A 26977-nucleotide genomic window follows, 5' to 3' on the forward strand; every position below is an offset into this window, starting at 1 on the left:
ACTGTACTGCACCGAAGTGAGAACCATTATAAGAGTTAAGAATTAGAAGTTATGAATTTTAACTCCTAACAGACGCGATTAATCGCGTCTCTACTCCTAACTCCTGTACAGACGCTGTTAATCGCGTCTCCTACTAGTTAACCAAATAGACCTTGAATGAGTGCCAAATTACTAGTCAAAAAGTAAGCAACTACTGCACCACCAATACCACCAATCAAGAAAGAACTGGCGAAGTTGTTCCAGCTTTCTTTAGAATTGAAAGCATCTGCCGGAGGCTTGGGTACGGTAACACTAGGAAGTGCTTTGGGCGGATTGCTATTGGCATACAACGATAGTCCGGCGGTGAAAACTACAACCAGACCGATAGCTCCAAGTAACCCAGCTAAGTTAGCGTTATCTGTGTCCCGTAGTGGACCCAATTTGGCAAAGGGACCAAATAGAAAGTAACCATGAGCCATGCCAACTTCTAAACCGCGTCTAGCAGGAGCCAGACCTGGGCGATAGGCAGGTAAGTTATTAATGAACCACTTGCTCAAAGGAGAAGCATTAATCGGGGTTTCTAGGTTGCCAATCTGCGGATCACCGAATGCGGGAAAAACAACTTCCCGATTTCTTGGATCGCTGGGAAGATTCTTTGATGCATCTACTGCTTGTGCCATATTTTACGTTCGCCTCTAAATTAAAATGGTGGCATTTTTATATTAATAATAATTGTGGCTAAAGATGTCTTTTGGCTAGGAAGTTTAGAAAAATTAATTTAGCTAGTTTTCAGAGGTGAAACTCGCGATCTGTAAACAGAATCACGAGTTTCAAAAAACTATTTTTGCTGCCTATTCTGGTGATAATTTTGCCTAACTAAGCTGAATAGATCAACTACACAATATTAGGCAAAAAGCAAGATATTCAACTGTGCTAAATCCCATTTGACCAGCAATTCTAGATTTGGTGCGCTTCCGCCCAACTTGGATTTTGGATTAAAAGAATTTTTTGCTTCATGCCCCATCCCTTGTGGGTAGTGTTAATCCAAAATCGCAAATCTAAAATCCAAAATTGTTTGACACTTATGGCAGTGGGTGGAAAAGCAGATCGGGGAAAAACAGGTTGAATTCAATCAAGATAACTGCTGTGATGGACAGCCAGATGGTAGCTGCCACGGGCGCTGTGGAAAGAAATTTAATCAAATAAGCTGATTGGTCGCCTTTGTCTGCCATGAATTTAGTCTCCAAAACAAATGAATTAGTTAAGCTGATTTAGCGTGGGGAAATAGGGATTTCTGAATCCTTGGCTGCTAATTTTCCAGAGAGAAGTTCTTGGACTGCTGCTGCTGGCCAAGCAAAGCCTGACGCCATGAGCGGTAGTGCCAAACCTAGATCGATTTGGACTTCTTTTAGTTCAGTGTCAGATTCCTTTTTGATCGCTTGCAGATAGGCACGACCTACCCAACCAATCCAACCAGCAATATATAAAAACAGAATGCTAGGGATCAAAAAGTCACCAGCATGATCTAGACGACTATCAACAATCAAGTGGGGATAACCCTCAGGACCACACAGCGCCTGAGAATAACGCTCAAACCGCTTTCTCCCGGATTCGGGGTCAGAGGTGGTATTACGGGCATTAGCTGCTAGCTCTTGGAAAGCGGGATTGTCCTTGCACGGTGTCAAATTAGCCCCTAAAGCTTGTGCTGGGGGGGCAAAGTTGAACCAAAGACAAATCGCTAACATCAAAGCAAACAATCGTCGCATAGAGTTGTTTCCTTTTATTACAAAACAAAAAGTTCTTTGTACAAAACGAAGCGGCTTGTACAGTTGTTTATTTGCATAACTAGGAAGTCATCATACTCTTGGCTGGGAACCGAGTAAAGTTTAAGTCAATAAAAGTTAAAGCTTCTCAACCAAAATTAGTGCTGGGTGGTGAGTAACGAGTGCTGAGTATAATAATTTAGGACTTACACGCTGTACAAGACGACTTTCATGTGATACATAAATTCGGTCGTTTCAGGCTGTTGGCGACTACCTTTAGCCCAGTAGTGTGGGCTACGCCTACACTTCTCTACGAGACGCTGCGCGAATGACAAAGCTCTTTTACCACCGTAGGCATCGCAGTTTAATAGTCAAATAATCAAGATTGAATGCCTGAAAATCCATACGCATATTCATTTAGTTCTGTGAATGCGTAAGTCCTAGAATTGTTGTAGTAGGGTAGTAAAGAAGCAAGATTTCGTCTCTATTACTCAGGGCTTCAGACTCAGGACTCCAGACTCAGCACTCAAGAAATGGCAACCGTTTTAGCAATAGAAACAAGCTGTGATGAAACTGCCGTCGCAATTGTTAACAATCGTAACGTTTACAGCAGTATCGTAGCCTCGCAAATTCCAGTCCATCAGCAGTATGGTGGGGTAGTCCCAGAAGTAGCGTCTCGCCAGCACTTAGAAACGATAAATGTTGCGATCGCTCAAGCCTTAGAACAAGCCCAACTAGACTGGCGAAAAATTGACGCAATTGCCGCCACTTGTGCCCCTGGACTTGTAGGAGCGCTGTTGGTGGGGCTAACTGCCGCCAAAACCCTAGCGATGGTACACAACAAGCCATTTTTGGGAGTTCATCACCTCGAAGGTCACATTTACGCAACTTACTTGAGCGAATCAACTTTAAATCCCCCTTTCCTTAGCTTACTGGTTTCAGGCGGACATACAAGCTTGATTTATGTCAAAGATTGTGGTAGTTACGAAACCTTGGGACAAACCCGTGATGATGCTGCGGGTGAAGCCTTTGATAAAGTGGCGCGATTGTTAAAGCTGGGTTATCCGGGTGGGCCAATGATTGACAAGTTGGCACAACAGGGCAATCCCCAAGCCTTTGCTTTACCAGAAGGAAAAGTTTCTTTACCTGGTGGGGGGTTTCATCGTTATGATACGAGTTTTAGTGGGTTAAAAACGGCTGTATTACGTTTAGTGCAGCAGTTAGAGAAAGATGGTGGACAAGTACCAGTGGCAGATGTAGCGGCTAGCTTTCAGGAAACCGTAGCGCGATCGCTAACCAAAAGAGCGATCGCCTGTGCCCTAGACTATGGTTTAGACACAATTGCGATTGGTGGTGGTGTAGCAGCTAATAGCGGATTGAGAAAAAACCTCCAAGCCGCCGCCATTGAACATAAACTACGCGTCCTATTCCCCCCTCTGAAATTCTGTACCGATAACGCCGCCATGATCGGCTGTGCCGCCTCTGACCATCTATCCCGTGGTCATACATCCCCCATCACACTGGGCGTTGAGTCTAGGTTAGGGCTTACCCAGGTGATGAAGTTGTATGAACCTGTTCAGTAGTCATTTGTCCTTTGTCATTTGTAACCAGCAATCCCCCTCATCAGTGGTGAGTTTTGAGTGCTGAGTGCTGAGTGGGCAATCTCACTTCTTTACTCGGAAAAGAGGAACTGTTTTGCCCAATGCCCAATAACTAATGCCCAATAACTAATGCCCAATAACTAATGCCCAATAACTAATGCCCAATAACTAATGCCCAATAACTAATGCCCAATAACTAATGACTAATGACTTTTAACTATCGCCCGAATATGATCAGCTACAGCATCCGGCTGTTCCAACATCGCCAGGTGTCCGCAATCAGGAATTTCCAAAACATTGTCACCACAATACTGGAACAGTCTGTGAAAGCTAGCTAAATGGCGTACATACTTGGGTTCCATAACCTTATCTTCGGCACCAGCCAAAAAATAAACTGGCTGCTTCAATTGGGATACTAGCTCAGGCAAACGATTGATTTCTTCCTCAGTTGTGGAGTCTAACAGAGTTCCCAGAGCCGCTTCCGGGTCAGCCACAACGAAATCAATCAGCCGTTGACGTGCCCAATAGCGCTCCAAAGGACGTACCACACTGGCTCTAGTAAACAGCAAATCAATCAAAGGCACTTGGGACAGCCAACGCGGGCGGACTTGCAAAAATTTCTGACCCGCCGAGCGAAACTGCTCAAAGGCTTCTTTGAGGTAAATACCACCGCCAGCGTTGATACAAATAACTCCTTTAACACACTCAGGCATTTGATCTGCTCCCCAAAGAGCGATCGTCCCACCCAAAGAGTGACCAATTAGCCAAGCACTGGTAATATTCAGCTGTTTCAGGAGAATTGCTAAATCCTGAGCATAGGCAGCAGGAGTATAAAGAGAATCGATTGGTGAGCCAAACGCACTACTGGAGATGGGCGTAAGACTCAGAGACATTTGTGCCAGACTAAAATCGGTTTTTACCTGGGACTGGGATTCACCAAAACCCCGCAAATCATAGGAAAGACACTGCAAATCATCTGATAGGCGGGAAATCACAGGTTGCCAATATCCACGGCTATTGAGCCAACCGTGGATAAATACTAAAGCATCGGGGCAGGAAGTGGGAGCCGTTAGCTCGTATGCGTGTGGAACGCCCAAGATTTCGATAGTTGCCATACTTATATCGTACCCCGAAGGGCGGGTGCGACTAAATACCGAACAAGAAGAATTAGAAGTCAAGAGTGAGGAGTTGTGAATTTTTAACTCATAATTCCTAACTCCTGAGGAACGTGGATTAAATAAAATGCAAAACTTTATCCTATCTCTAGCTTCCCTCTCCTTTAAAATGAGAGGGATTGAGGGTGAGGTAAGCCAGGGACATAAATTGTATGTTATTTAATTCTTATTCCTAACTGATTAACCCCTCACTTTTATCATTTACCCAGCAACCTCTGCCCCACTCCTTCAGCAATTTTGTGACCGAGATATTCAGGAATAAGGCTTTCATTTGGCCCCAACAAGTAAAGAATTAGCCGTGTACGTCCGCGCCAAACCAGTAAATTGGCATTGACTACTAGCAGGTCTTCCTGCCAGATGGCGTACATCACTTTGTAGAATAATCCTGGTTGATTATCAGCTTCAATCACTAGGGCAGGGAGATGAAAGACCGGATCGACATAGAACTCAGTTTGTACCTGCTCTAAGCCAGTGTCAAGATTGAATTCTACTGCCAGCATCTCTTCTACCTCAAACCGACCTCCTAAAGCCTCACGAATGGCGCGACAGACATTTTCTGCGGTTTTATCGGTCAAGGCTTTACTACCACGAGACACCAACAGCTTGATAAAAACTAACATCGGCGGACGGATTTGACCGTATAGACTCAGACCGTGGACGGTCAACCCATAAGCTGCTAGTACACCAAAAATATCGCTGAGGAGAAAAGACTGGTTGCGGTAAGCAAAATGCAAGGCGCTTTTGCTACCTTCCGGTTTCAGTTCAATAACAGCGCGTCTAGTTTTATAGAGACGGTAGGCTAGCCGTAAATTTTGCAGCTGAATCTCACTGCTGACGAATTGCTCATAAAACTGGGGAAACGCTCGGTTAAAGCGCTTTAGGAGTTCCAGTGTTGAAGATTTTAAACCAGAAGCCATTGTTAAGGGTAAGACTCGCTTGCTTTCGTCACCTGGGGGCTGGGTGTTGGGGACTGGGGACTGGGGATTGGGGAAGAATTTTCCCAAATAATCCCTTGTATACAATTTACTCCTAAGCTAACGTGCATTTAAGCTCTATACGAGTAATTGCCAGGATTAGGTTTTTCCATTTGGAATTTTGAATTGCTTATATCCTTACCCTTTTGGTGAATTTCTCCTAGCCTTTACAACAAAATGCTAAAGTTGAAAATGATTGGTGTGAAACACGCTCTAACTGGCTGTTGCCATTGCAAATCCCGAAAGCAACCGAAAAAATTTGAGTGTCAGGGGTAGTAAATGGAGATAGCTATGTTAAACGTGAATCAACGCTCCTGAGAGTGGAAACCAATTCAGTTATACTACCCGAACCACGTTGGCATGGGTTTTTGGAAAACTTGGTTTAGTACTCCTGAATCTGTAGGGACAACTAGGACAAACCCGTTTGAAGAGCATACAGCGCAAACTGCGGGCAACTCCAACCCCAGCAGCATTAGCGAAGCTTCTTCAAAGGAGGCTCGCATCGTCTTCAGCACGGAGCGAGACATTGACCTATATGAGCTAGAAGAACTCTGTGATGCAGTTGGCTGGTCGCGTCGTCCTCTAAGAAAAGTGAAAAAAGCTATTGAGCATAGTTTTCTTGTCGCCTCAATGTGGCAGGTGAGAGGAAACCAAAAGCGGCTCATTGGTTTTGCCCGCGCTACCTCAGATCACGCGTTTAATGCCACTATTTGGGATGTGGTGGTTCACCCAGACTTTCAAAGTCAAGGACTGGGCAAGGCACTGATGAAATATGTTCTCAAAAAACTTAGGAGTGAAGAAATTAGTAATGTCACTCTCTTTGCCGACCCCCATGTTGTAGATTTCTACCGAACTATGGGGTTTATGGCTGATCCAGAAGGCATCAAAGGCATGTTCTGGTATCCTCACTAGCGCTCAATCAAAATAAAACCCGATTCGCACAAGAAAATCAGGTATAATAGCAAAAATCTCTTATTTTGATGTGGTTTTACAAGGTTCAGCCGACGAACGAACAAGCATAATCTCTTGTAAAACTAAGTCGGCAAAAAACCTTTATCAGTGTAAGATTGTAATCTATATTGTTTTTGCAAAAAATGAAAAAGATTAGCCAGAAGCCGTGTTATCTGATATAATTGAATTAATGCTTTTGCGAAAGCGCGATCGCTTTGATGGTAAGTTAAAACCAAACCAAAAAAGTAGATAAATCTCACCGGGATGTAGCGCAGCTTGGTAGCGCGCCTGCTTTGGGAGCAGGATGCCGCAGGTTCAAATCCTGTCATCCCGATTTAATCAATATACTTAACAGTTAGAGCAGATTGACTAGAGTTTTTTTGCTAAGATGTGCAACTTAATTGCATACCTTTACGGAGAAGAACAATTAGGCTATTCTGCTGTTGGGTTGGCTGTTGAAGGCTAACAGGCGAATTTCGTACTTAAGTGACACTGAGCTTTATATAGATTTAAAAAGATATTAAAGCAAGCGCAGATGGAACGATTGATTAACTAATAGCGTCACCCGATATTAGAAAAAGCCGATAAAATGGCGTTTATCATCTCCAAGGTTCCAGAGATGGAGAGATTTTTCACTGTTTGAGAAGACAGATAATAGGCATCTACGGTATTTCCCGGTGGATAGCGAAGTGAAAGCGAGAAAAACACAACGTTAGCACAGTCAATTTGTGAAAACGATACTATAGCAATCCAAAATAGTTGCGGAATATTGGATTTTGACCGTTGACGGTTAACACTCAACCTCAACGCGCGCAATGAATTTTTCACAACTGAAATATATTGCTATATAACTAAAGCTAGTTGGTGCTGTGCAAATCCAACCATTTGTTTAATTTAATTGGATTATTGATGCGAGGAGCAGTCATGAAATCATTTATCCGCTTGGGCGCAACATTGGGTATAGCTGGCAGTATATTTTTAGCCGGACTTTCAGGAATAGGCAATCTACCAGGAATAGGGAATCTAGAGGCGATCGCCTTGCCACAAGATCAGGTAGTGAAAAAGCTTCAAGAAGTACCCGTATTCACGCTGACCAATCCTAAAGGCGAATTCGTAGTTCTTTCGAGGAAAAACGAATCCAAGACTATCTCACAAGTAGGATTTTTTATTAGCAAGCAAGATGCTCAAAAATTCCTTGATAATCGGCTCAAAAAAGAAAATCCCCAGTTGGCAAGCACGCTACAGGTAAGACCTTTGTCCTTGGCAGACTATTATAAAATAGTCCAAGACAGCAAAAAGAAATCAGACTCTGTAATTTATACTTTAGTGCCTACGCAACAACAGGTAGCTTCGGCAACAAGTATGCTGAATCAGAATGGTCAAAAAGGAAAGCAATTCAATGGTATTCCCTTATTTGTACCCAAATTTAAGAAAGATAATAGTTATTTGACCATTCCGGTTCCAAAAGGCAACGAACGATTAATCCCATTCTTTTTTGAAAAAGAACAAGCGGTGGCTCTGTTAGACCAATTCAAAAAAGCCGTGCCAAAGGAAGCAGACAACACTGAGATTCAGGTTGTGGATTTGTACGGTGTTCTGGAGGCTCTCAATAGTAGCAGCGATCCTGGTATAAATAAAATTATTCTGTATCCATCGCGGGAGTCGATCAATTTTATTCGATCGCTTGCGCCGAATCAATCACCAGCTGCTGCGTCCGCTCCTGTGGCCGCTCCGAAAAAATAACCGATATGCACTCCAAGGTTGAGGCATGGGAGAGAAACATCTGATAGTTTCTGGTTTACAACTTTGGCAGTGGCGAAATGCAGCTCACCAAGCAGCGATCGCCACTGATGTTCCACCAAGAGAGGTAGATTGGCTACTCCTAGAAGTTGCTGGGTTAGACCGCTTGGCACTGCGTTTAGAGTCTTTTAAAAACTGGCCGCAAATTCAGATGCAATTGCCTCTGGAAGAATTAGACCAGTTATGGCAGAGGCGATTAAATGACCGCTTACCAGTGCAGTATATTGCGGGAGTTACACCTTGGCGTCAGTTTAAAATCGCGGTATCGAGTGCGGTTTTAATTCCCAGACCAGAGACAGAGAGCTTAATTGATTTAGCCGCAGATACTAGCAATACTTCAGGGCACTGGGCGGATTTGGGGACTGGGAGTGGAGCGATCGCAGTGGGATTAGCAGATGTCTTGCCAAAAGCAACAATTCATGGAGTTGATTACAGTTTAGAAGCTCTGGCGATCGCTCAAGCCAACGCCGATAATTTGGGTTTTGCTGACCGGGTTAAATTTTATCAAGGTTCTTGGTGGGAGCCACTGGCATTTCTCAAAGGTCAGTTCAGTGGTATGGTATCGAACCCCCCTTATATACCCACCAGCATCTTACCTACCTTGCAACCAGAAGTAGTTAACCATGAACCACATCTAGCTCTGGATGGTGGCGCTGATGGCTTAGATTGCATTCGCCATTTGATAGAAATTTCTCCCAGTTATTTGCGATCGGGTGGAGTGTGGTTGATTGAGATGATGGGAGGACAGGCGGATGCAGTGCGAGAACTTTTGCAAAATCAAGGTAGCTATTGTAAAATTCAAATTCACGCTGATTTAGCTGGAATTGAACGCTTTGCCGTGGCCTATAAAAGTTAGGAGTTAGGAGTTATGAGTTATGAAATTCCTCACTCCTAACTTTGTAAAAATGACACAAGTTTCTCTAACAAATCTAATAGCTAGCGCACGCGCTGGCTTGTTGGTAAGCTTTCCCACTGATACAGTTCCTGCACTTGCAGCTATACCAGAAAAAGCAGGATTAATTTTTGCGGCGAAGCAACGTAGTCAAGACAAACCTTTGATTTTAATGGCTGCTAGTGCTGAAGATTTATGGGTGTATGTCAAAGGTAGTGAGAACGAGTATAAAGTTTGGCAAGAACTAGCAGATAAATATTGGCCAGGAGGGCTGACGTTAGTATTACCAGCTTCAGAACGCCTGCCAAAAGTTATGAATCCCATCGACCCGACAACAATTGGTATCCGAGTCCCAAACAGTGCGATCGCTCAAACTATTTTGGCGCAAACAGGCCCTCTTGCTACTACTAGCGCCAATTTTTCTGGTCAGCCGCCTTTGCAAAGTATAGCAGAAATTGAGGTTCAGTTTCCCAAGGTTTTGACTCTAGCAACGACAGAATATCAAAGTGAAATACTAGGGATGGGTGTACCTTCCACCGTTGCTAAATGGACAGGGATAAATTGGCAGATTTTGCGGCAAGGTGCGATAAATTTAGATTTATCGAGTGATAACCAGATATAGGTAGCTATAATATTGTTTTCCTGATTTGAACAACAGAGAAATCCAAAACTTTAGTTTGCGCTGTTGTGGTCAATTAACTTTTTTAATAATTGCCAGATTATGAATTGGAGCAACTGGATATATCTAGGAGCCGGAATAGCACTAGGTATGGTTTTCCGTCAGTTATTTGTGCGATCGTCAAACTTTTCATCTAGCTCATCCCCAGTAGCGCCATTAGATCAAGAGGATATACCAGCAATATCGCAACAGCTACAACTTATGCAGCTGGCCTACCAAATGGCAAGGGAAATGAGCCAGTTTAAAGCTGGTTTTTTGGCACGGACTACCCATGAATTGCGATCGCCCCTCAATGGTCTGATAGGCTTGCATCAGTTAATTTTGTCAGATTTGTGTGAAGATCCAGCTGAAGAGCGAGAATTTATTGCCCAAGCTCAGGAGCGAACACTAAAGTTGCTGAAGCTGATGGATGAAATTCTCAGCGTTGCTAGAATTGAACACGGTACGAATAAATTAGATATTCAGCCCAGACCGTTAGCCAAAATTTTGGAGGAGGTTCATAACTTAACTTATATGCTGGCGGCTAATCGCAATTTTCCCTTGCAATTGTTACCCCCCGACCCAGAAATTTATGTTTTGGCAGATTACCTCTGGCTCCGCCAAATATTGATAAGTTTAATAGACGCTACCATTACTCAAATGGAGGAAGGCAGCATCTGTATTTCTACTAGCACTGTCCCTACAAATAATTTTGTCAACATTTGGCTGGATGTACCAACCCATGCCATACTCTGGAGCGAGCCGATTGATTTGATCAAATCTGAAGACCAGCTAACCCAGATTAACCAACAAAACGCTGCTCTTTCCCCAGGAATGAGGCTATTAATCAATCACACTCAAGTGGAAGTTATGGGAGGAAAATTAGAAATCCTGCCCTTTCCAATTGCGAAGGAACCACTTCAGCAGCTTACCAGACTCCAAATTTCTATCCCCCTAGTGATTCCTGAAGCTGATCTTCTGTAGCAGGAACGAAAGCAAGGTTAGCTTGGTTATATAGCACCATCGTAGTGGTGGTGTTGGGCTGGAAACCAATCTTTTCGTAGAAACCCTGTTGGTGAGTAGTCATCAGGTAAACGCGCTCAACATACCTCATGCGGGGATGACTCAAAACGGTTTCTACTAAATGGCTTCCCAGCCCACTACTTTGATACTCTGGATGAATCACAACATCCCAAATTGTGGCGCGATATATGCCATCAGATGTTGCTCTAGCAAAGCCAATGAGTCGATCGCCAAGGCAGACGGAAATTACTGGCTCACTATTGGCAATAGCTATGCCTAAATCCTCAATACTGCGTCCCTTTGCCCAGAAAGCTGAAACGTTTAACAGTTCTTGGAGTTGGTAAAGGTCAATTTCAGACTTGCGTTCATTAAATTGAATCTGAGACTCGTTCATGTATGGCATTCACTTTTGGCAATATGTTTGTATAGTTAAGTCATATTTTGCTAGAAATTGCTGTACGTGTATATGTATATGCAACGAGAAAGAAAAATTAATTATTGACAAACCCATTTCCACAGAGGATGAGTTGCTCCCTGTTGACGTATCCGATAAACTTGTTTTTCTAAACGTTGTTTTTCGTGCTGTGGTAGTCCGAGCAAGATATTCCGACTTTGCCAAACTAAAACAGCAGCAGTCATCCCAATACAAAAGGCTAAACCAAAAGTAGACAGTGGATGGTAGAAGAGTCCATATCTCACTGCCACCCAGGTAAAATATTGTTGCCACAAAGAAATTTCTGCACGTAGACCCCACAAGCTAAGAGGCGCAATTGTGAGCCATAAACAGCCGACAAATAGCCACCTGCCATATACTGTTAGCTGATGTAGCTTTTGTACTTGTTGAGCAAAGTCTGGGACAGTAGTTAATGGTTCTTCCGGTTGATCCATAGGGGAATAAAATTGCAAAGCATAGATGAGCAATTCAAAATGCTTTAACCCAATTGCGAAATACACACAAGTTTTAACTATCCTGGGAACTGGCAGATGTATCAATCGATTCAGGGCTGTTTCCCACGCTTGTTTCACCCTTGCGCTCTCGCCACCAAGCTAAAAGAGGACTAGCCAGGAAAATACTTGAATAAGCGCCCATTGAGAAGCCAATAATCAAAGCTAGAGAAAAGTTTCTCAGGGTTTCGCCGCCAAATAGGAATAGGGAAAATAATGTTAGCAAAACCGTGAACGTGGTATTAATTGATCGCGTTAAAGTTTGATTGATTGCATCATCAACAACTTTGTCAATGTGATCGTTAGGATGTATATGCAATATTTCTCGAATGCGATCGTAGATGACCACGGTATCTGTCACCGAGAAACCAGTAATAGTCAAAATAGCAACTACGAAAAGGCTATCAACTTCAATACCTGCTACTAATCCCAAGATGGAGAAAACACCCAGCGTAATCAAAACATCATGGAACAAGGCAATAATTGCGATTACAGCATAGTCTAGCTGGAACCGCACACTCAAATAAATAACGATCGCAGCGAAGGAGACAACCAGAGCTAATAACCCTTGGGAAAGTAGTTGACGACCAAGTGTCGGACCAACGGTATCAATTTGGGTGGCTTTCGGGTCAAAGGCTCCAATTTTTTCAGTCAAAGCTGTTTGTAACTGGGTGCGTTGCTCGACATCTAATGTCTTTGTGCGAACCGATATTCCCTGTTGCTTTTGACCAATAACTTGGATGCTACTATTATTTAGTTTCTGAGCGTCAATTACTTCCCTGACATCAGAGATTTCAATCGGTTGAGTGCAATTGTTTGGTTGTGTACAATCGCGTTCAAATTGTAGTCTCGTACCACCAACAAAATCTAAACTGGGACGTAGCGGTGCGCCTAGTTGTTGCCAAGAAATCACCATCGCCACGATGCTAATAATCGTGGTGATGGTAGAAATTGTCCACCATAATTTTCGCTGTTTGATGACACTAAATTTCATGACTGCACCTCCGCACCAGACTTAATTGACGTTGAGAGATTCGGACAAAACAACTCTGGCTTACGCAAGTTGGGAAATTGCAATGATAGGAACAGCAGTGTGCGACTACAAGTAATGGCAGTAAATAAATTTACCCCCAACCCTAGCGCCAATGTCAAAGCAAAGCCTTTAACTAAACCTGCTCCTAAGAAAAACAGTGCTGCACAAGAAATTAATGATGTGACATGACTATCTAAAATGCTAGACCAAGCTCGGTAGAATCCTGCCTCTATAGAACGATATAAAGTTTTACCAGCGCGTAGTTCTTCACGGGTGCGCTCAAAAATCAATACGTTAGCATCAACTGCCATACCGATACTGAGGATAAATCCAGCAATACCGGGGAGAGTTAATGTAACGCCTAGCAAAGCGAAAGTCGCATAGGTCAATAGCGCATAGATAATCAAAGCAACGTCGGCAATTAAACCTGGTAGTCGGTAGTAAACTAACATGAAAATCAATACTAACAGCAATCCGCCACTACCAGCGTAAAGACTGCGTTGAATACTATCTTTACCTAAGGTTGCCCCAACAGTGCGGTTTTCGACGATTTGCACTGGTACAGGTAAAGCACCCCCTCGGATCTGCACACCTAAGTTGTTAGCTTCTTGGGCGGTAAACCTACCTGTAATCACAGCAGCACCACCACTAATACCACTAGCAGCAAATTCTGGACCGACACTCGGAGCGCTGATCAGTTCATTGTCTAGAAAAATGCCAATGCTGCGTCCTGTACCAGCAAGTTTTTTCGTCAGTTCGGCAAACAGTTCACCACCCTTTTGGTCGAAGCGAATGGCAACATTCCAATTGTTGTTTTGAGTGGGTTCACCGGCTGCATCTTTGAGGAATTTCCCTGCCAGTGGGGGGTTTGTGCTTTCATACAATTCAGCGATCGCTTGATTATTTTTCTGCAAATCTTGCTGATTTTTGACAATTGCTGCTTGCTCGTTACTCTTTCTCAAATCTTGCTGCTTTGCTTTCAATTCAGCTCGTGATGTTTGGAAAGCAAACAGTTGGGTTTCCGTACCAGGCTTTTGCGTGCGAAATTCTAACTGTGCTGTACCCCCTAGAACCCGTTCAGCTTGCTGTGGATCGCTCACTCCCGGCAACTGTACGAGGATTTGATCTTTCCCTACAGTTTGCACGACTGGTTCAGAAACGCCAAGACCGTTAATCCGACCTTCAACGACTTTTTTCACAGCTTCCAATTCGCGTTCGGTGATTTGCTTAATCTCCGGTGTTGTTTTCACTTGAATTGTGAGCTGTGAACCTCCGCGCAAGTCCAGTCCTAGCGGAATCGAAATTGTATTAATCACCACAATGGCGGCGATTATCAGGACTCCAATCAAAATTAATAGCGATCGCTGTCTTTGCATACTATAACTCGCAACTGACAAAGGCTATAATAGCTCTCTTTTGTACAGTTATGAATGGGGAGTCGGGAGTCGGGAGTCGGGAGTAGTAGTTGAATTTCTTCCCTACTCCGTACTCCCTATTCCCTATTCCCTAGACTCGCAACGCTACCATTTTTTCTACAGCTTCTACTATTTGCTCTGGTTGGACAATTGTTAATCGTTCTAGATTGCCGTTGTAAGGCGTGGGGATATCTTGGGAAGAAAGCCGCAGTACTGGCGCATCCAATTCATCAAATAAGCGATCGTTTATTGAGGCGATGACTTCTGCGCCGATACCCGCAGTTCGCATGGATTCTTCCACCACAATCACTTTATGGGTTTTACGTATTGATGCGCCAATGGTATCAAAATCTAATGGCTTGAGCGAGATTAAATCAATAACTTCTGGATCATAACCTTGTTTTTCCAAAGTTTTTACCGCTTGCAGCACATGATGCCGCATCCGCGAATAAGTGATAATTGTGACATCTTTTCCTTGACGCACAACTTCTGCTTTATCTAGGGGTAGTAAATATTCTTCTTCTGGTAAATCTTCTTTCAAGTTGTAAAGCAGAACGTGTTCAAAGAACAATACCGGGTTATCATCGCGGATAGCGGATTTTAGTAGTCCTTTGGCGTTTCTTGGTGTGGAGCAAGCAACAATCTTTAACCCTGGCACAGCTTGAAAGTAGGTTTCCAGTCGTTGGGAATGCTCTGCACCTAGCTGTCTTCCCACACCTCCAGGGCCACGAATTACCATCGGAATTTTAAAGTTACCGCCAGAAGTGTAGCGCAACATCCCAGCGTTGTTGGCTATTTGGTTAAAGGCGAGTAGTAAAAAGCCCATATTCATGCCTTCGATGATGGGACGCAACCCAGTCATCGCGGCTCCCACTGCCATGCCGGTAAAGCTATTTTCGGCAATGGGGGTGTCTAGAACGCGGAGTTCGCCATATTTTTGGTACAGGTCTTTGGTAACTTTATAGGAACCGCCGTAGTGTCCGACGTCTTCACCGAGAACGAATACGCTGGAATCACGCGCCATTTCTTCATCAATGGCTTCCCGTAAGGCGTTGAAGAATAGTGTTTCTGCCATTTAGACCTTTTAGTACGATTATGGTTTTAGAATTTTATCGTGCTGCTGTCGGAAATACGGTGAGCGATCGCACTAGTTAGAGATTAGGTTGTTTAAACGAAGCGCCCCAAGCATAGAGCGAGTAATTGCCATAACTATATCAAAGCTATTTAATTTAAATTTTAGAGGTTTTATGAGCGATCGCCTCCCACTGTGGCAAATGTGGCTGATTTGCACCACAGTCAATAGATGATTTAGAAAACTTCCCAGAGTTGCATCAACAGAACCTAGAAAGACTACGAAATCAAGCTTAAGCGATCGCAACCCTCCAACAATATTTTATAACTTGGCGTTGATAACCTCATCGAATTACCCAAAACAAAAGAAAAACCTCACCCTGTCCTATCTTTAATCCCTCTCCTTACTAAGGAGAGGGACAGGTTTTACTACGTAAAACCTTTCTTGAGGTATTTCAGGGGCTATGAAACTTAACCGTAAATTGTATTCAGAAAGACTTGTGTGTACACCGTAGCGCTTTACCGTTGGGTAAATTTTTCCTCTGTCTGAGTTCCCAGAGCGATATCCGCCAGAACAGGGTAAGGTTTTTGTTTTGGGTAATTTCATGACTTGTGTGTACACCGTAGGAGATTACCAAGAAATAAATTATCATTTGGAAGTCCCTAGCGCAGAAGATGGCGAGATGAGGGAGATGAGAGGGGATAATAATTATTGAATGAGTAAAGGTAACTTTGATATGTCGTATAAAGTTAGCATCGTTATCGAAAAAGATGAATATGGATATTATGCTTATTGCCCTGAACTACCTGGTTGTCAATCTCAAGGTGATTCCCTAGAAGAAGTACAGGCAAATATTAAAGAAGCAGTTGAGCTTTATATAGAAACATTGTCAAATTCAGAAAAACAGGCGCTTCAGAAGAAGGAAATATTCACAATAACCTTGGAGGTAAAAGCTGCCTAAACTGCCACGCCTCACTGCAAGATAAGCTGAAAAGCTCTTATTAAAAGTAGGCTTTCTTCAAATTAGAAGTAAAGGAAATCACAGGATTTATTTTCGAGAATAAGTGAGAGTAGTGATTCCTTTTCATTCAGCAAAAGTATTGCACCCAAAAATAGTGAAACAGGTTTTACAAGCCATTGACATTTCTAAGGATGAAACCACAGCAGAAGAAGTAGTACCTGAGACTGATGAATAAGAATCCCACCATGCCAATAGCCACTTTTATCTCCCCGACCAACAGATACGGAGTTGATTTAGATAAACTTGTCTCTCACGAATGATTTAGGATTGCTATAGTAAGGTAAATAGTTACTACTTATTAACCCTATGCAAGTCAAAGATTTGACTATTGAAGAACTCAAGCTACTAATCCAGGAAACTGTTGCTGAAACCATTCAATCTCTACTAATTGACCCCGATGAAGGTAAACAAGTAAAGCCAGAAGTGAAGCAGCAATTACTTGACTCTCTACAGCGTACTCAAGCAGGAGAAGGTGGAGTTCCGGCTAAGGAAATAGCAAAAAAACTGGGTTTGCAGTGGGAATGAGTTACAGCGTTGAATTAACGAAAGAAGCTATTACCGATTTAGAAGTACTTGCATCAACCACCCAGGAACGCATCCTGCGTAAAATTTATGAAATTCGAGGAAAAATTAAACTATGAACACCGTAAGATTTTATAAATCGCTATTCCTTAGATTCATAAATTTTGGATGTCAATATTTGTTTTCAGGATAATTCATTATGGCATATAGTGATTTTACTTTAGAGAAAGTCAAACAGAACTTTCAAATAAATACTATTGAGAGAACTGATATTTTTGCTAATACACCAGATATAGAATGCAGTGATTTATTAAAAGAAATTCTTCAATATAATTTACCTATAGCTATTGCCAGTAATAGTGAAAAAGCTCGCTCGGAGATGATTATTTCTCCGATTTTACTAGATTTGAGACGACAATTAAATGACCAGATAAATTTGTTTTCTGGTGTTGAATTCAATGTTGATACTGCACAAGGTTTAAATGGAATCTGTGATTTTATAATTACCCGTTCTTCAGAAAGACTAATTATCACTGCACCAGTCATTATAATTGTGGAAGCTAAAAAAGAAAACATTCCTGCTGGTTTAGGACAATGTGTAGCCGAAATGTTAGCAGCAAGAATATTTAACGAACGAGCAGGTAATGACAATTTGATAATTTATGGAACTGTCACAACTGGAAGTATTTGGCAATTTTTAAAATTAGAAGGGCAATCTATCCAGATTGACTTAAGTGAATATTATCTTAAAGATGTCAATAAAATTTTAGGAATTCTAGCTAGTGGTGTCCGGTGAAAGCCAAAATAAAACAATCTCATGCCCAGACAGTAAAACACAACTTTGAGCCTTTGCGCGGCAGTCACTCATGAGTGACTGCTTTGCCTCTGCGTGAGATTTCTTAAATTCTTACTCAATCGCCCACCTTACTTTAACCATCGCGCCGCATCTTTGGCATGGTAAGTCAAAATCAAATCTGCACCAGCGCGTTTAAACCCAGTTAAAGTTTCCATAACTACTCGCTCCTCATCAATCCAACCATTGAGAGCCGCAGCTTTCACCATCGCATACTCACCAGAAACATTGTAAGCCGCAACTGGTAAGTTACTCGCTTCCTTCACCCGCCAGATAATATCCATGTATGCCAAGGCTGGCTTAACCATCAGCATATCAGCACCTTCAGCGATATCCAATTCAATCTCTTTAAGGGCTTCGCGGGCATTACCTGGGTCCATTTGATAAGTTCTTCTGTCCCCAAATTGCGGTGTCGAGTCTGCTGCATCCCGAAATGGACCATAATAACCGGAAGCATACTTAGCAGCATAAGACATAATCGGCGTGTCTTGAAATCCGGCTTCATCCAAACCCACACGAATTGCCTGCACAAACCCATCCATCATCCCAGAAGGGGCAATAATATCAGCACCAGCTTTTGCTTGAGAAACTGCTGTTTTCTTCAGCAATTCTAGAGTTGGGTCATTTAAAACTCGTCCCGTCAAATCACCAACTTGCAGATAACCACAATGACCGTGGCTAGTATACTCACACAAACAAGTATCAGCAATTACAATCAAATCTGGCACTGCTGCTTTTACCGCAGTCGCTGCTTTTTGGACGATACCGCAATCATGCCAAGCCCCAGTGGCATCCAAATCTTTATCAGCCGGAATACCAAATAGAATAATTGCAGGAATTCCTAAGTCATAAACTTCTTTTGCTTCTTCGACAATTTTATCTACCGAAAGTTGGTAGACTCCGGGCATTGACTTCACCTCGTTAGCGATTCCCTCACCTGGTACGGCAAATAGTGGGTAGATTAAATCGCTTGTTGTCAAAACAGTTTCACGAACCATCCGGCGCAGTTGAGGATGGGTACGCAGACGACGGGGGCGATGTATAGGAAACATAAAATTTTATGAAGAAAAACAACGCAAATGGACACAAAAAAAAGCGTCATAAAAGCAGGTTAAAATTTTCCTGCCGTCGGACAGACTACAAACAGTGCTTAACTGTCTTTTGCCCTACTCTTAATCAAGTTATGGGGCAATTTTGTATTCTACAGCTTGGTTGCACCTATCCGACGGACTGGAAAAAAAACAACATAGTAAGCAATTAAAAATTCAAAATGGTAAGTATGGTCTGTTGGCAAAATCGTGGCGAATTGAGGGTTGAAATTTAAACGCAAAGGGAAGCCAGCGCAGTCTTGGGGGTTTCCCCCATGAGCGACTGCCGTCGCAGAGGTAAACACAGAGGCACGCAGAGAATTCGCTACGAATTAATCAAATGTTGTACTTGGTAGCAAATAATTGACAATTACTAATGCCCAATGGCCAATGCCCATAATCTGTGTTAGAAAACTCGGAAAATATAGGGATAACGGAAGGGTATATCAGGATTGTTAAAAACTCCGATGAGCGCCCAAATTGTTAATCCCCAATGCAATAGATATCCCAGTCCGGCTAGTGGCCCTAGCAATAATAGAGGTAAGACTAACCAACCGAATAGAAAAAACAGCGCTCCTAGAATCCCTCCATAAAGCCAGACATTAAAGTGGAAATTGATGGATTCTCTGGCGTTTTCTTTAACAACAGGATCATCAGATACAAGCAGTATGGCAATAGGTACACTTACAGATACTAATGTCGTGCTGAAAAAAATCGCTCCATGAGACAAGGCAGATAGAAGCTTTCGCTTGTCTGTGTCGTACATTGCTTTCTCCTATTTAGTCAGATTGTTGATTATATTACGACCCTATCATGAGCATCGTTGTCTTAAGATTAAAAGACTTGCTAGAGTCAAAAAAAATTAAGCTTGCAAACAAACAAATACACTTATGTCTACTGAACTTGAGTCTGAACTTCTTCAAGCGGTTGAACTTCGCCGCAACTTTGCAATTATATCTCACCCTGATGCGGGTAAAACTACACTAACAGAAAAACTACTCTTGTACGGAGGTGCAATTCACGAAGCTGGGGCGGTTAAGGCGCGACGGGCACAGCGTAAGGCTACCTCTGACTGGATGGCGATGGAACAACAACGGGGTATTTCTATTACCTCCACAGTGTTGCAATTTGAATACCGGAATTGTCAAATAAATTTATTAGATACTCCCGGACACCAAGACTTCAGTGAAGATACTTATCGCACCCTCGCCGCCGCCGATAATGCTGTGATGCTGATTGATGCGGCAAAAGGTTTGGAACCCCAAACACGCAAATTGTTTGAAGTGTGTAAGTTGCGGGGTATCCCAATCTTTACATTTATCAACAAGCTCGATCGCCCAGGAAGAGAACCTCTGGAACTGTTGGATGAAATTGAGCAAGAATTGGGATTGCAAACCTATGCGGTAAATTGGCCGATTGGTATGGGCGATCGCTTTAAAGGTGTCTTTGACCGATACAAACAACAAATTCACCTGTTTGAACGCAGCGCCCACGGTAGCCGAGAAGCCCTTGATACAATAGTGGAATTAGGTGATCCGAGAATAGAAGAACAGCTAGAACAAAGCCTGTACTATCAACTGAAAAATGATCTGGAACTGTTAGAAGGAGTTGGGCCAGAGTTAGATTTGCAGTTGGTACACGAAGGCAAAATGACGCCTGTGTTCTTTGGTAGCGCCATGACTAACTTTGGGGTAGAGTTATTCCTCAAGTATTTCCTCGACTATGCCCTGAAACCCGGTTCTCACTACAGCAGTGTTGGCGAAGTTGCCCCTACATACCCGGAGTTTTCGGGGTTTGTCTTTAAACTGCAAGCGAACATGGACCCGAAACACCGCGATCGCGTCGCATTTATCCGGGTCTGCACTGGTAAGTTTGAAAAAGATATGATGGTGAATCACGCCCGCATCGGTAAACTCATCCGTCTGTCTCGCCCGCAAAAACTCTTTGCCCAAGAGCGAGAATCGATTGATGTGGCTTATCCTGGCGATGTGATCGGTTTGAACAATCCCGGTGTTTTTGCGATCGGGGATACAATTTACACGGGACAAAAGCTCGAATATGAGGGCATTCCGTATTTCTCGCCGGAACTGTTTGCGACGCTCAGGAATCCCAACCCCTCGAAGTCTAAACAATTCCAAAAAGGCGTTGCGGAATTACGCGAAGAAGGTGCTGTGCAAATTATGTATTCAACTGATGAAGCCAAGCGCGATCCAATTTTGGCGGCGGTGGGTCAGTTGCAATTCGAGGTGGTGCAGTTTCGCTTACAAAATGAGTATGGTGTAGAAACCATATTAGATTTATTGCCTTACAGTGTCGCCCGTTGGGTTGACGGTGGTTGGGAAGCATTAGAAAAGGTGGGACGAATATTCAATACCACTACAGTTAAAGACAGTATGGGACGCCCAGTGTTGCTATTCCGCAATGAATGGAATTGCCAACAGTTATTGGGCGACCATCCAGAGTTCAAATTAAGCGCGATCGCTCCAGTATTTTCTAGTCAACAACCAGTGGAGGAATGAAGAAGAATACAGAATTCAGAATCCAGAATTCAGAATTATTCCTACAGAAGGCTCAACTGAATTCTGACGACTGACTCCTGAATTCTTGCTTGAGCAATTCACTTGACAAGCAAAACTTGGGCGCGGTTGAGTTCCACGGCATCCGAGGTTCGCGCTTTTGCACAAACGTGGATCACTTAGAAGAGATTGGAGTGCCAGAATTTGTATGCCTTCACATGCCAAATCGTCTTTGGAGGCTGGTTTAGTTGCCCTCAAGCAGGGAAATTACCAAACAGCGATCGCTCAACTAGAACCGATTGCTAGCAGTCAAAATCATGCGACTGTTAGCTTACAAGCCCAGGTTGGTTTAGTGATGGCTTATGCTCGCACTGGCGAAGTTTCCAAAGCGATCGCTATTTCCCAGAATCTCATTGAGAGTAACAATCCCCAAGTTCAAGAGTGGGCAACACGCGCTCTCGAACACCTGACAAAACGTAAAAAACCTGAGCGAGAATCAAAAAATGTCGAAACTGGATTTGTTGCTTTTGAGAATTCAACCCCAGATTCAATCCCAGTTACTCCCCCAGTTACTCCTACATTAGAGGAAAAGCCAGAAGATCAAGTAATAGAAACCAAGAGCGACGAAACTCCGCCGATGGTGCCACTAACTAGACTCAAAGCGACAGTAGCGACACCACTACCACCACCGACTACACCCCTAAACGGTTTCATGGGTTCCGTTACCCGCACCCAAGCCAAATTATTCGGCGTTATTTATTGGCGACAAGCACAACGCGCCAGAGCATGGCAACCCCTACGTAAACCGAAATTAATCCCGTTGCGGCTACTGTCAGCAGGAACATTCATTGCCCTGTTTTGGGTGATGCGGGCAATCCTGAAGTTAGCAATGGGATTTATCAACCAGACTTTAGTCAAACTACCTTATCTAGAGCCGTTGCAGCTTTTATACCGCGACCCTACTAAATTGTTGCTAATAGTCTTGGTGATTTTGATCGGAGTATCACCTTGGTTGCTGGATCTGTTACTGGCGAAGTTGTATGGTCAGCGAGAATTTCCCAAAGATGTATTGAATACTCATAGCCGCGAAGCCGTTCGGGTGCTACAACGTTGTTGCCAACAACGACACTGGCCGTTACCCAAACTGCGGATTTTACCGATGGCTGCACCAATTATCCTGACCTATGGTAGTTTACCACGTAATGCCAGGATTGTTGTGAGTCAAGGGCTATTAGAACAACTGGCAGATGATGAAATCGCCACTATTTACGCCACGCAGCTAGGGCATATTGCTCACTGGGATTTTGCTGTGATGTCTTTGTTGCTGCTGGTGACACTACCAATTTATAAGCTATATCAGCAAGTGTCGGCGTTGGCAGACAAAATATCAGGGAAAATTTGGCGCTGGCCGGTGACAATTCTGGCTAGTCTAATTTATGGAGTTTGGTGTTTGCTGACTGGGACTGCATTGTGGTTGTCGCGGTTGCGGCTTTATTATAGCGATCGCGTCGCATCTGAAATTACTGGTAATCCGAATGCGCTAATCCGGGCTTTACTCAAAATTGCCATTGGTATTGCAGCTGATATCCAAAAAGAAGAACATACCAGTTGGCAGTTGGAAAGCTTAAATCTCTTAACACCAGTCAGCCACCAACAGAGCCTTTCTTTGGGTACTATTGCCAGCAATCTATCTTTTGAATCATTTTTGAAGTGGGATACTGCCAATCCCTATCGCCGATGGTTTACAATTAATAATAGTCATCCTTTAATGGGCGATCGCATCGAACGTCTCTGCCAAATAGCCCGTCACTGGCATCTAGACACCGAACTACATTTTGCAAGCGTTCCATCAAAGGTTAAGCGTCAGTCTTTCTTATTACAAATCGCTCCCTGGTTGGGAATTCCTCTAGGGTTGCTGTTTGCAGCTTTGGTCTGGCTAACGTGGCAACTAGCATTCGCACTCAAGTTTTTAAATCTAAAGTGGATATATGAAGATTGGTCTTTCATTACAGGCTGCCTTCTGATTGGCTTTAGCATCGGTACGGTGATGCGGATTAATCCTTTTTTCCCCGATATTAAACCTGCCACTGTGCAAACTGACGATTACCTACCCACCCTGTTAGCTGACCCTTCTGCCTTACCCATTGACAGCATCAGCGTGCGGATTGTCGGCAAACTATTAGGTCGTCAAGGTACTAGCAACTCCCTAGCGCAAGATTTAATCTTACAATCAAGCGCGGGCTTGGTGAAATTACACCACATTTCTTGGTTCGGACAGTCAGTTAATCACCAGGATCTGGTTGGTCGGCAAATTATCGTCACAGGTTGGTTCCGCCGAGGAGCAACACCTTGGATCGATATCCAAACCCTGGAAACTCAAAGTGGTAAAACCATTCATAGCCCCCATCCCATTTGGTCTATTTTTTTAGCAGTTGCAGCACAGGCTTGGGGCGCATACGTTTTTCTCACTGGTTAATCATTGGGCATTGGGCATTGGGCATTGGGCAAAACAGTTCCTAGTTCAGCACTCAGCACTCAAAACTCAGCACTGATGAGGGTCATTGGTTATTTGCAAAGGACAACTGACAACTGACAACTGACAACCCAGAATGTAAACAAAAGTTGCAGGTTTTCTTAAAAAATGTTACATTTATTTACACAAACAAGAGCAGCCGACGTAACTCAGCACCACAGCTTAGTTATGAATTCCGATGCTTTTTCCCCAGATCCATACCTTTTATCCTGCCAACACAGCAGCAAATTAACCAGCCCGTGGCTGGTTTTTGTTTCAAAATATGCCCCCTTGCATAAAAAAATGTGTTTTATGTTACGATGCACTAATACTAAGGTCGGAAATGTATGCGCTAAACTAGCTACGTAGAAAATACCGTGGTAATGTAAGGGATGGTATTTTATTCTGCGAAAAAGGGCATGGAAGAAAGCGTGTACTTTAGCAGGCAGTAGGCTATTAAATTTACAATTCTTAGAATTAAGGTGTTATTAGCTCACCATAGTGTGAGCCTTTGGATTAAACAAGCTTGATCCCGACGAAAAACTGTATTGTTGTATAAGTTGACAGTTTCGAGCAAAAAAATTGGTTAATGGCAGTCTTGGTCAATAGCATCTATTTAAAAGCCAAAGCTAAGTGATTGTTTTCTCGCCTTGCCATGTTCATTCAACTCTGGAGGTATAGTTCATGTCCATTCGCCTATATATAGGTAATTTGCCTAAAGATGAAATAGATCGTCAAGATCTGCAAGCAGTTTTTGCAGCAGAAGGTGATGCTGTAACTACTAAATTAATTAAAGATCGCAAAACTGGCAAATGCCGTGGTTTTGGTTTTCTTACAGTCAACAATGACGAACAAGCTGACGAAATCATTGAAAAATATAATGGTCAGATGTTCAAAGACACTCCCATTAAACTAGAGAAGGCATTACCTCGTACAAAGGGTGATGAGGGCGAGGAGCAGCAAGCTCCTAAACCAGTTACTCTTGCTAGTAGTAGTACTGCTACTCCTACTCCTATCCCTAACAGAGAAGGTAGCCGTCGGGAGAAAAGCTCTAAGAAGCCTCGTCGTGGCGGCGGTGGCGGTGGCGGTGGTTCTCGTGAAAGCACGACCACGACTACCGATTCAGACACTATTCGTCCAGATCCTCGTTGGGCTTCGGAATTAGAAAAGCTGAAGCAGATGCTAGCTGCACAAACTACGAATTAATCCGTAAGGCAGAGAAATTAAAAATTAAAAATCAGAATTTTTTTTTGATTTTTAATTTTTAACTATTGATTATTATCTAGCTGCTTAGTTAAAATCTACTTGCAGCTAATTTTGTAAGTGCGTAGGCGCACCTAGCCGTAGGCATCGCATCGCCAAATTGTGGCAGTCGAGAGTTAAAATTTAAACGCTGCGCCAATGGTGGACACGCAGAAAATTTGCTGAGAATTAATAAAACATTGTACTTAAAATAAAATTAAGTTTTTGTGATTAGACGCATTAAAAAATTTGACAGAAGATGAATGCGATGCCTAGGTTGGGCTGCGCCTACGCAATAATTATCTGGATTTGACAAGTTATAGCCAATAATGGCTAGCTTTATACTGCCAAGTGAACCGGAAGCGCGTAGGCGTAACCTGCCGTAGGCATCGCTCCAAAGATAATCTACACTCAAGGTAAGACCGATCATTTGCAGCTTCTGTTATGTCCTCAACTCTAGATTCTTTGCCACCTGCGCTTGCTAAAATTGTCCAGCGCTTTCAACGCGCTTCCGAACCGAAGCGGCGCTACGAACAGCTAATCTGGTATGCTCAGAAGCTCAATGAGTTCCCAGAAGCTGAAAAATTACCCGAAAATAAAGTTCCTGGTTGCGTGTCTCAAGTTTATATCACAGCAGCCTTGGATGACGGTAAGGTTGTGTTTCAGGGCGAGTCTGATTCCCAGTTAACCAAAGGATTAGTCGGGCTTTTGGTTGAAGGATTGCATGGACTAACGCCAACTGAGATTGTCCAACTTACTCCAGATTTTATTCAAGAAACAGGTTTAAACGTTAGTCTGACACCTTCCCGTGCTAATGGGTTTTACAACATTTTTAAAACCATGCAAAAAAAAGCATTGGAATGTAAGTTAAATTTGCCTAGCTAAAACGTTGGTTATTGGTCATTAGTCATTGGTCATTGGTCATTTGCAAAAGACAAAGGACAACTGACTAATGACGAATAACATACAACTACCAAAATTTAGTCTTATGTCAACAAATTTATTATCTACCTCTGCTGCTATTGGCTTTGGTGGAGTAGTTCAAGAATATCTCTGGAATTGGGAAAATCAGCAATTGCGCGTTGTTTATGAAACCCTTGGTAAAGGTTCACCGCTATTGCTACTACCATCTTTCAGCACTGTTTCGACGCGTTTGGAAATGGGCGAACTTGCCAGGTTACTAGCTCCCCATTTTCAAGTTGTAGCCATAGACTGGCCTGGATTTGGTGAATCTTCTCGCCCTAGCTTGAATTACCGACCGGAAATATATCAGCAATTTCTGGAAGATTTTGTCAAAGCTATTTTTAATACTCCCATTATTGCGATCGCGGCTGGTCATGCTGCTAGTTACGTTTTACAATTAGCTGTGAAACAACAGGCTGTTTTCTCAAAGATTGTATTGTTAGCTCCTACTTGGCGTGGACCTTTGCCGACAATGGGGGCAAGTCAGCAAATAGCTGGCATTGTCAGAGAATTGGTGCGATCGCCTATACTTGGTCAAGCTATCTACAAACTCAACACTACCCAATCTTTCTTAAGTTTTATGTACCGCCGTCATGTCTTTACTGACGCGGCTAAAATTACACCCAGTTTCATCGAGAAGAAGTGGCACACGACTCAACAACCAGGAGCGCGATTTGCATCTGCCGCCTTTGTAACTGGTAATCTTGATGCTGTACACGAACAATCTGATTTTCTGGAACTTGTGCAGTCTTTAACCGTACCGCTCATGGTAGTAATTGGGGAATCCAGCCCCCCGAAATCACGAGAAGAAATGAACGCTTTGGCAGCCTTACCAGGGGTGAGAAGCGTTATTATTTCTGGTTCTCTGGGACTGCATGAAGAATACCCAGCAGTTGTTTTAGAAGCAGTTCAAGATTTTTTGTTCTCTTGAGAAAATTAAATCTTCACTTATCCATCAAAGTCAGTAGACCGAAAAGTT

29 protein-coding genes and 1 tRNA gene are annotated in these 26977 nt (G+C 43.1%); 17 read left to right on the plus strand and 13 right to left on the minus strand.

Going from position 1 to position 26977, the window contains the following annotated elements; translation table 11 throughout:
- Positions 1-137: 137 nt before the first annotated feature.
- From V7K31_RS11920 to V7K31_RS11930, 3 genes are all read right to left on the minus strand, one after another.
- The gene (locus V7K31_RS11920) at positions 138-659 is read right to left on the minus strand and encodes a photosystem I reaction center protein subunit XI (RefSeq protein WP_335094539.1); all 522 of its coding nucleotides are present in this window, start codon (positions 657-659) and stop codon (positions 138-140) included.
- Between the two features lie 402 nt (positions 660-1061).
- Positions 1062-1211 carry a photosystem I reaction center subunit IX gene (gene psaJ / locus V7K31_RS11925; RefSeq protein WP_334998892.1) on the minus strand — a complete coding sequence of 50 codons (150 nt, stop codon included), beginning with the start codon at positions 1209-1211 and terminating at the stop codon, positions 1062-1064.
- 39 nt (positions 1212-1250) lie between these two features.
- On the minus strand, positions 1251-1745 hold the full coding sequence (locus V7K31_RS11930; protein ID WP_335094541.1) for a Photosystem I reaction center subunit III: 495 nt from the start codon (positions 1743-1745) through the stop codon (positions 1251-1253).
- Positions 1746-2275: 530 nt separating this feature from the next.
- On the opposite strand from V7K31_RS11930, the gene tsaD reads away from it, so the two are divergent.
- Positions 2276-3325 (plus strand): tRNA (adenosine(37)-N6)-threonylcarbamoyltransferase complex transferase subunit TsaD, encoded by a 1050-nt coding sequence (tsaD, locus tag V7K31_RS11935; RefSeq protein WP_335094543.1) that lies wholly within the window; start codon positions 2276-2278, stop codon positions 3323-3325.
- A gap of 221 nt (positions 3326-3546) precedes the next feature.
- Here tsaD and V7K31_RS11940 read toward each other — a convergent pair whose 3' ends face one another.
- Both V7K31_RS11940 and V7K31_RS11945 read right to left on the minus strand, forming a co-directional pair.
- Positions 3547-4458, minus strand: coding sequence for an alpha/beta fold hydrolase (locus V7K31_RS11940; RefSeq protein WP_335094545.1), 912 nt, complete (start codon positions 4456-4458; stop codon positions 3547-3549).
- A gap of 257 nt (positions 4459-4715) precedes the next feature.
- Positions 4716-5435: a hypothetical protein gene (locus tag V7K31_RS11945; RefSeq protein WP_335094613.1), complete on the minus strand. Its 720-nt coding sequence runs from the start codon at positions 5433-5435 to the stop codon at positions 4716-4718.
- Between the two features lie 417 nt (positions 5436-5852).
- Between V7K31_RS11945 and V7K31_RS11950 the strand changes: the two genes are divergently transcribed.
- From V7K31_RS11950 to V7K31_RS11975, 6 genes are all read left to right on the plus strand, one after another.
- Positions 5853-6404, plus strand: a complete 552-nt coding sequence (locus V7K31_RS11950; RefSeq protein ID WP_334946596.1) for a GNAT family N-acetyltransferase — start codon at positions 5853-5855, stop codon at positions 6402-6404.
- 299 nt (positions 6405-6703) lie between these two features.
- A tRNA-Pro gene (locus V7K31_RS11955) sits at positions 6704-6777 on the plus strand.
- Between the two features lie 590 nt (positions 6778-7367).
- Positions 7368-8186, plus strand: a complete 819-nt coding sequence (locus tag V7K31_RS11960) for a Tic22 family protein (RefSeq protein WP_335094547.1) — start codon at positions 7368-7370, stop codon at positions 8184-8186.
- A gap of 25 nt (positions 8187-8211) precedes the next feature.
- Positions 8212-9099 (plus strand): peptide chain release factor N(5)-glutamine methyltransferase, encoded by an 888-nt coding sequence (gene prmC, locus V7K31_RS11965; RefSeq protein ID WP_335094548.1) that lies wholly within the window; start codon positions 8212-8214, stop codon positions 9097-9099.
- Positions 9100-9148: 49 nt separating this feature from the next.
- Entirely contained in the window at positions 9149-9757 is a 609-nt protein-coding gene (locus V7K31_RS11970; protein WP_335094614.1) for an L-threonylcarbamoyladenylate synthase, read from the plus strand.
- A 99-nt stretch (positions 9758-9856) separates the two neighbouring features.
- On the plus strand, positions 9857-10777 hold the full coding sequence (locus V7K31_RS11975) for a sensor histidine kinase (protein WP_335094549.1): 921 nt from the start codon (positions 9857-9859) through the stop codon (positions 10775-10777).
- Here the strand turns inward: V7K31_RS11975 and V7K31_RS11980 are convergent.
- The 5 genes from V7K31_RS11980 to V7K31_RS12000 form a co-directional block, all read right to left on the minus strand.
- The gene (locus V7K31_RS11980; RefSeq protein ID WP_335094550.1) at positions 10740-11210 is read right to left on the minus strand and encodes a GNAT family N-acetyltransferase; all 471 of its coding nucleotides are present in this window, start codon (positions 11208-11210) and stop codon (positions 10740-10742) included. The two genes, V7K31_RS11975 and V7K31_RS11980, sit on opposite strands and share 38 nt — an antisense overlap.
- 101 nt (positions 11211-11311) lie before the next feature.
- Positions 11312-11704 (minus strand): hypothetical protein, encoded by a 393-nt coding sequence (locus V7K31_RS11985; protein WP_335094551.1) that lies wholly within the window; start codon positions 11702-11704, stop codon positions 11312-11314.
- A 73-nt stretch (positions 11705-11777) separates the two neighbouring features.
- Positions 11778-12755, minus strand: coding sequence for a protein translocase subunit SecF (gene secF, locus V7K31_RS11990; protein ID WP_335094552.1), 978 nt, complete (start codon positions 12753-12755; stop codon positions 11778-11780).
- Positions 12752-14170: a protein translocase subunit SecD gene (gene secD, locus V7K31_RS11995; protein WP_335094615.1), complete on the minus strand. Its 1419-nt coding sequence runs from the start codon at positions 14168-14170 to the stop codon at positions 12752-12754. Before secD ends, secF begins: the two co-directional genes overlap by 4 nt.
- A 130-nt stretch (positions 14171-14300) precedes the next feature.
- Positions 14301-15284, minus strand: coding sequence for an alpha-ketoacid dehydrogenase subunit beta (locus tag V7K31_RS12000; RefSeq protein WP_292762059.1), 984 nt, complete (start codon positions 15282-15284; stop codon positions 14301-14303).
- Positions 15285-16017: 733 nt separating this feature from the next.
- On the opposite strand from V7K31_RS12000, the gene V7K31_RS12005 reads away from it, so the two are divergent.
- The 5 genes from V7K31_RS12005 to V7K31_RS12020 all read left to right on the plus strand — a co-directional run bounded on the left by V7K31_RS12005 (position 16018) and on the right by V7K31_RS12020 (position 17620).
- Complete coding sequence (locus tag V7K31_RS12005) at positions 16018-16242, plus strand: type II toxin-antitoxin system HicB family antitoxin (RefSeq protein WP_335094553.1); 225 nt, start codon at positions 16018-16020, stop codon at positions 16240-16242.
- A gap of 103 nt (positions 16243-16345) precedes the next feature.
- Positions 16346-16477: a hypothetical protein gene (locus V7K31_RS12010; protein ID WP_335094555.1), complete on the plus strand. Its 132-nt coding sequence runs from the start codon at positions 16346-16348 to the stop codon at positions 16475-16477.
- Between the two features lie 131 nt (positions 16478-16608).
- Positions 16609-16827 carry a hypothetical protein gene (locus V7K31_RS12015; protein ID WP_229484506.1) on the plus strand — a complete coding sequence of 73 codons (219 nt, stop codon included), beginning with the start codon at positions 16609-16611 and terminating at the stop codon, positions 16825-16827.
- The gene (locus V7K31_RS31860) at positions 16824-16943 is read left to right on the plus strand and encodes a type II toxin-antitoxin system RelE family toxin (RefSeq protein WP_442941265.1); all 120 of its coding nucleotides are present in this window, start codon (positions 16824-16826) and stop codon (positions 16941-16943) included. The genes V7K31_RS12015 and V7K31_RS31860 overlap by 4 nt, the downstream gene beginning before the upstream one ends.
- A gap of 80 nt (positions 16944-17023) precedes the next feature.
- Complete coding sequence (locus V7K31_RS12020; RefSeq protein ID WP_335094557.1) at positions 17024-17620, plus strand: hypothetical protein; 597 nt, start codon at positions 17024-17026, stop codon at positions 17618-17620.
- Positions 17621-17748: 128 nt separating this feature from the next.
- Here the strand turns inward: V7K31_RS12020 and hemB are convergent, their stop codons facing one another.
- Positions 17749-18729: a porphobilinogen synthase gene (hemB, locus tag V7K31_RS12025; protein ID WP_335094558.1), complete on the minus strand. Its 981-nt coding sequence runs from the start codon at positions 18727-18729 to the stop codon at positions 17749-17751.
- 442 nt (positions 18730-19171) lie between these two features.
- Positions 19172-19531 (minus strand): DUF4870 domain-containing protein, encoded by a 360-nt coding sequence (locus V7K31_RS12030; RefSeq protein ID WP_335094559.1) that lies wholly within the window; start codon positions 19529-19531, stop codon positions 19172-19174.
- 124 nt (positions 19532-19655) lie between these two features.
- Between V7K31_RS12030 and prfC the strand changes: the two genes are divergently transcribed.
- The 3 genes from prfC (at position 19656) to V7K31_RS12045 (ending at position 24999) form a co-directional block, all read left to right on the plus strand.
- On the plus strand, positions 19656-21284 hold the full coding sequence (prfC, locus tag V7K31_RS12035; RefSeq protein WP_335094560.1) for a peptide chain release factor 3: 1629 nt from the start codon (positions 19656-19658) through the stop codon (positions 21282-21284).
- Between the two features lie 205 nt (positions 21285-21489).
- Positions 21490-23757: a M48 family metalloprotease gene (locus V7K31_RS12040; RefSeq protein WP_335094561.1), complete on the plus strand. Its 2268-nt coding sequence runs from the start codon at positions 21490-21492 to the stop codon at positions 23755-23757.
- A gap of 720 nt (positions 23758-24477) precedes the next feature.
- Positions 24478-24999, plus strand: coding sequence for an RNA recognition motif domain-containing protein (locus tag V7K31_RS12045; RefSeq protein ID WP_335094562.1), 522 nt, complete (start codon positions 24478-24480; stop codon positions 24997-24999).
- Positions 25000-25252: 253 nt separating this feature from the next.
- On the opposite strand, the gene V7K31_RS12050 is transcribed toward V7K31_RS12045, so the two are convergent.
- Positions 25253-25465, minus strand: coding sequence for a hypothetical protein (locus V7K31_RS12050; RefSeq protein ID WP_335094563.1), 213 nt, complete (start codon positions 25463-25465; stop codon positions 25253-25255).
- 14 nt (positions 25466-25479) lie between these two features.
- Here V7K31_RS12050 and V7K31_RS12055 point away from each other — a divergent pair, with 14 nt between their 5' ends.
- On the plus strand, positions 25480-25920 hold the full coding sequence (locus V7K31_RS12055) for a SufE family protein (protein WP_335094564.1): 441 nt from the start codon (positions 25480-25482) through the stop codon (positions 25918-25920).
- A 103-nt stretch (positions 25921-26023) separates the two neighbouring features.
- Positions 26024-26929 (plus strand): alpha/beta fold hydrolase, encoded by a 906-nt coding sequence (locus tag V7K31_RS12060; RefSeq protein WP_335094565.1) that lies wholly within the window; start codon positions 26024-26026, stop codon positions 26927-26929.
- Positions 26930-26977 lie beyond the last annotated feature (48 nt).

The organism is Nostoc sp., from assembly GCF_036917675.1.
Taxonomy (GTDB): Bacteria; Cyanobacteriota; Cyanobacteriia; order Cyanobacteriales; family Nostocaceae; genus Nostoc.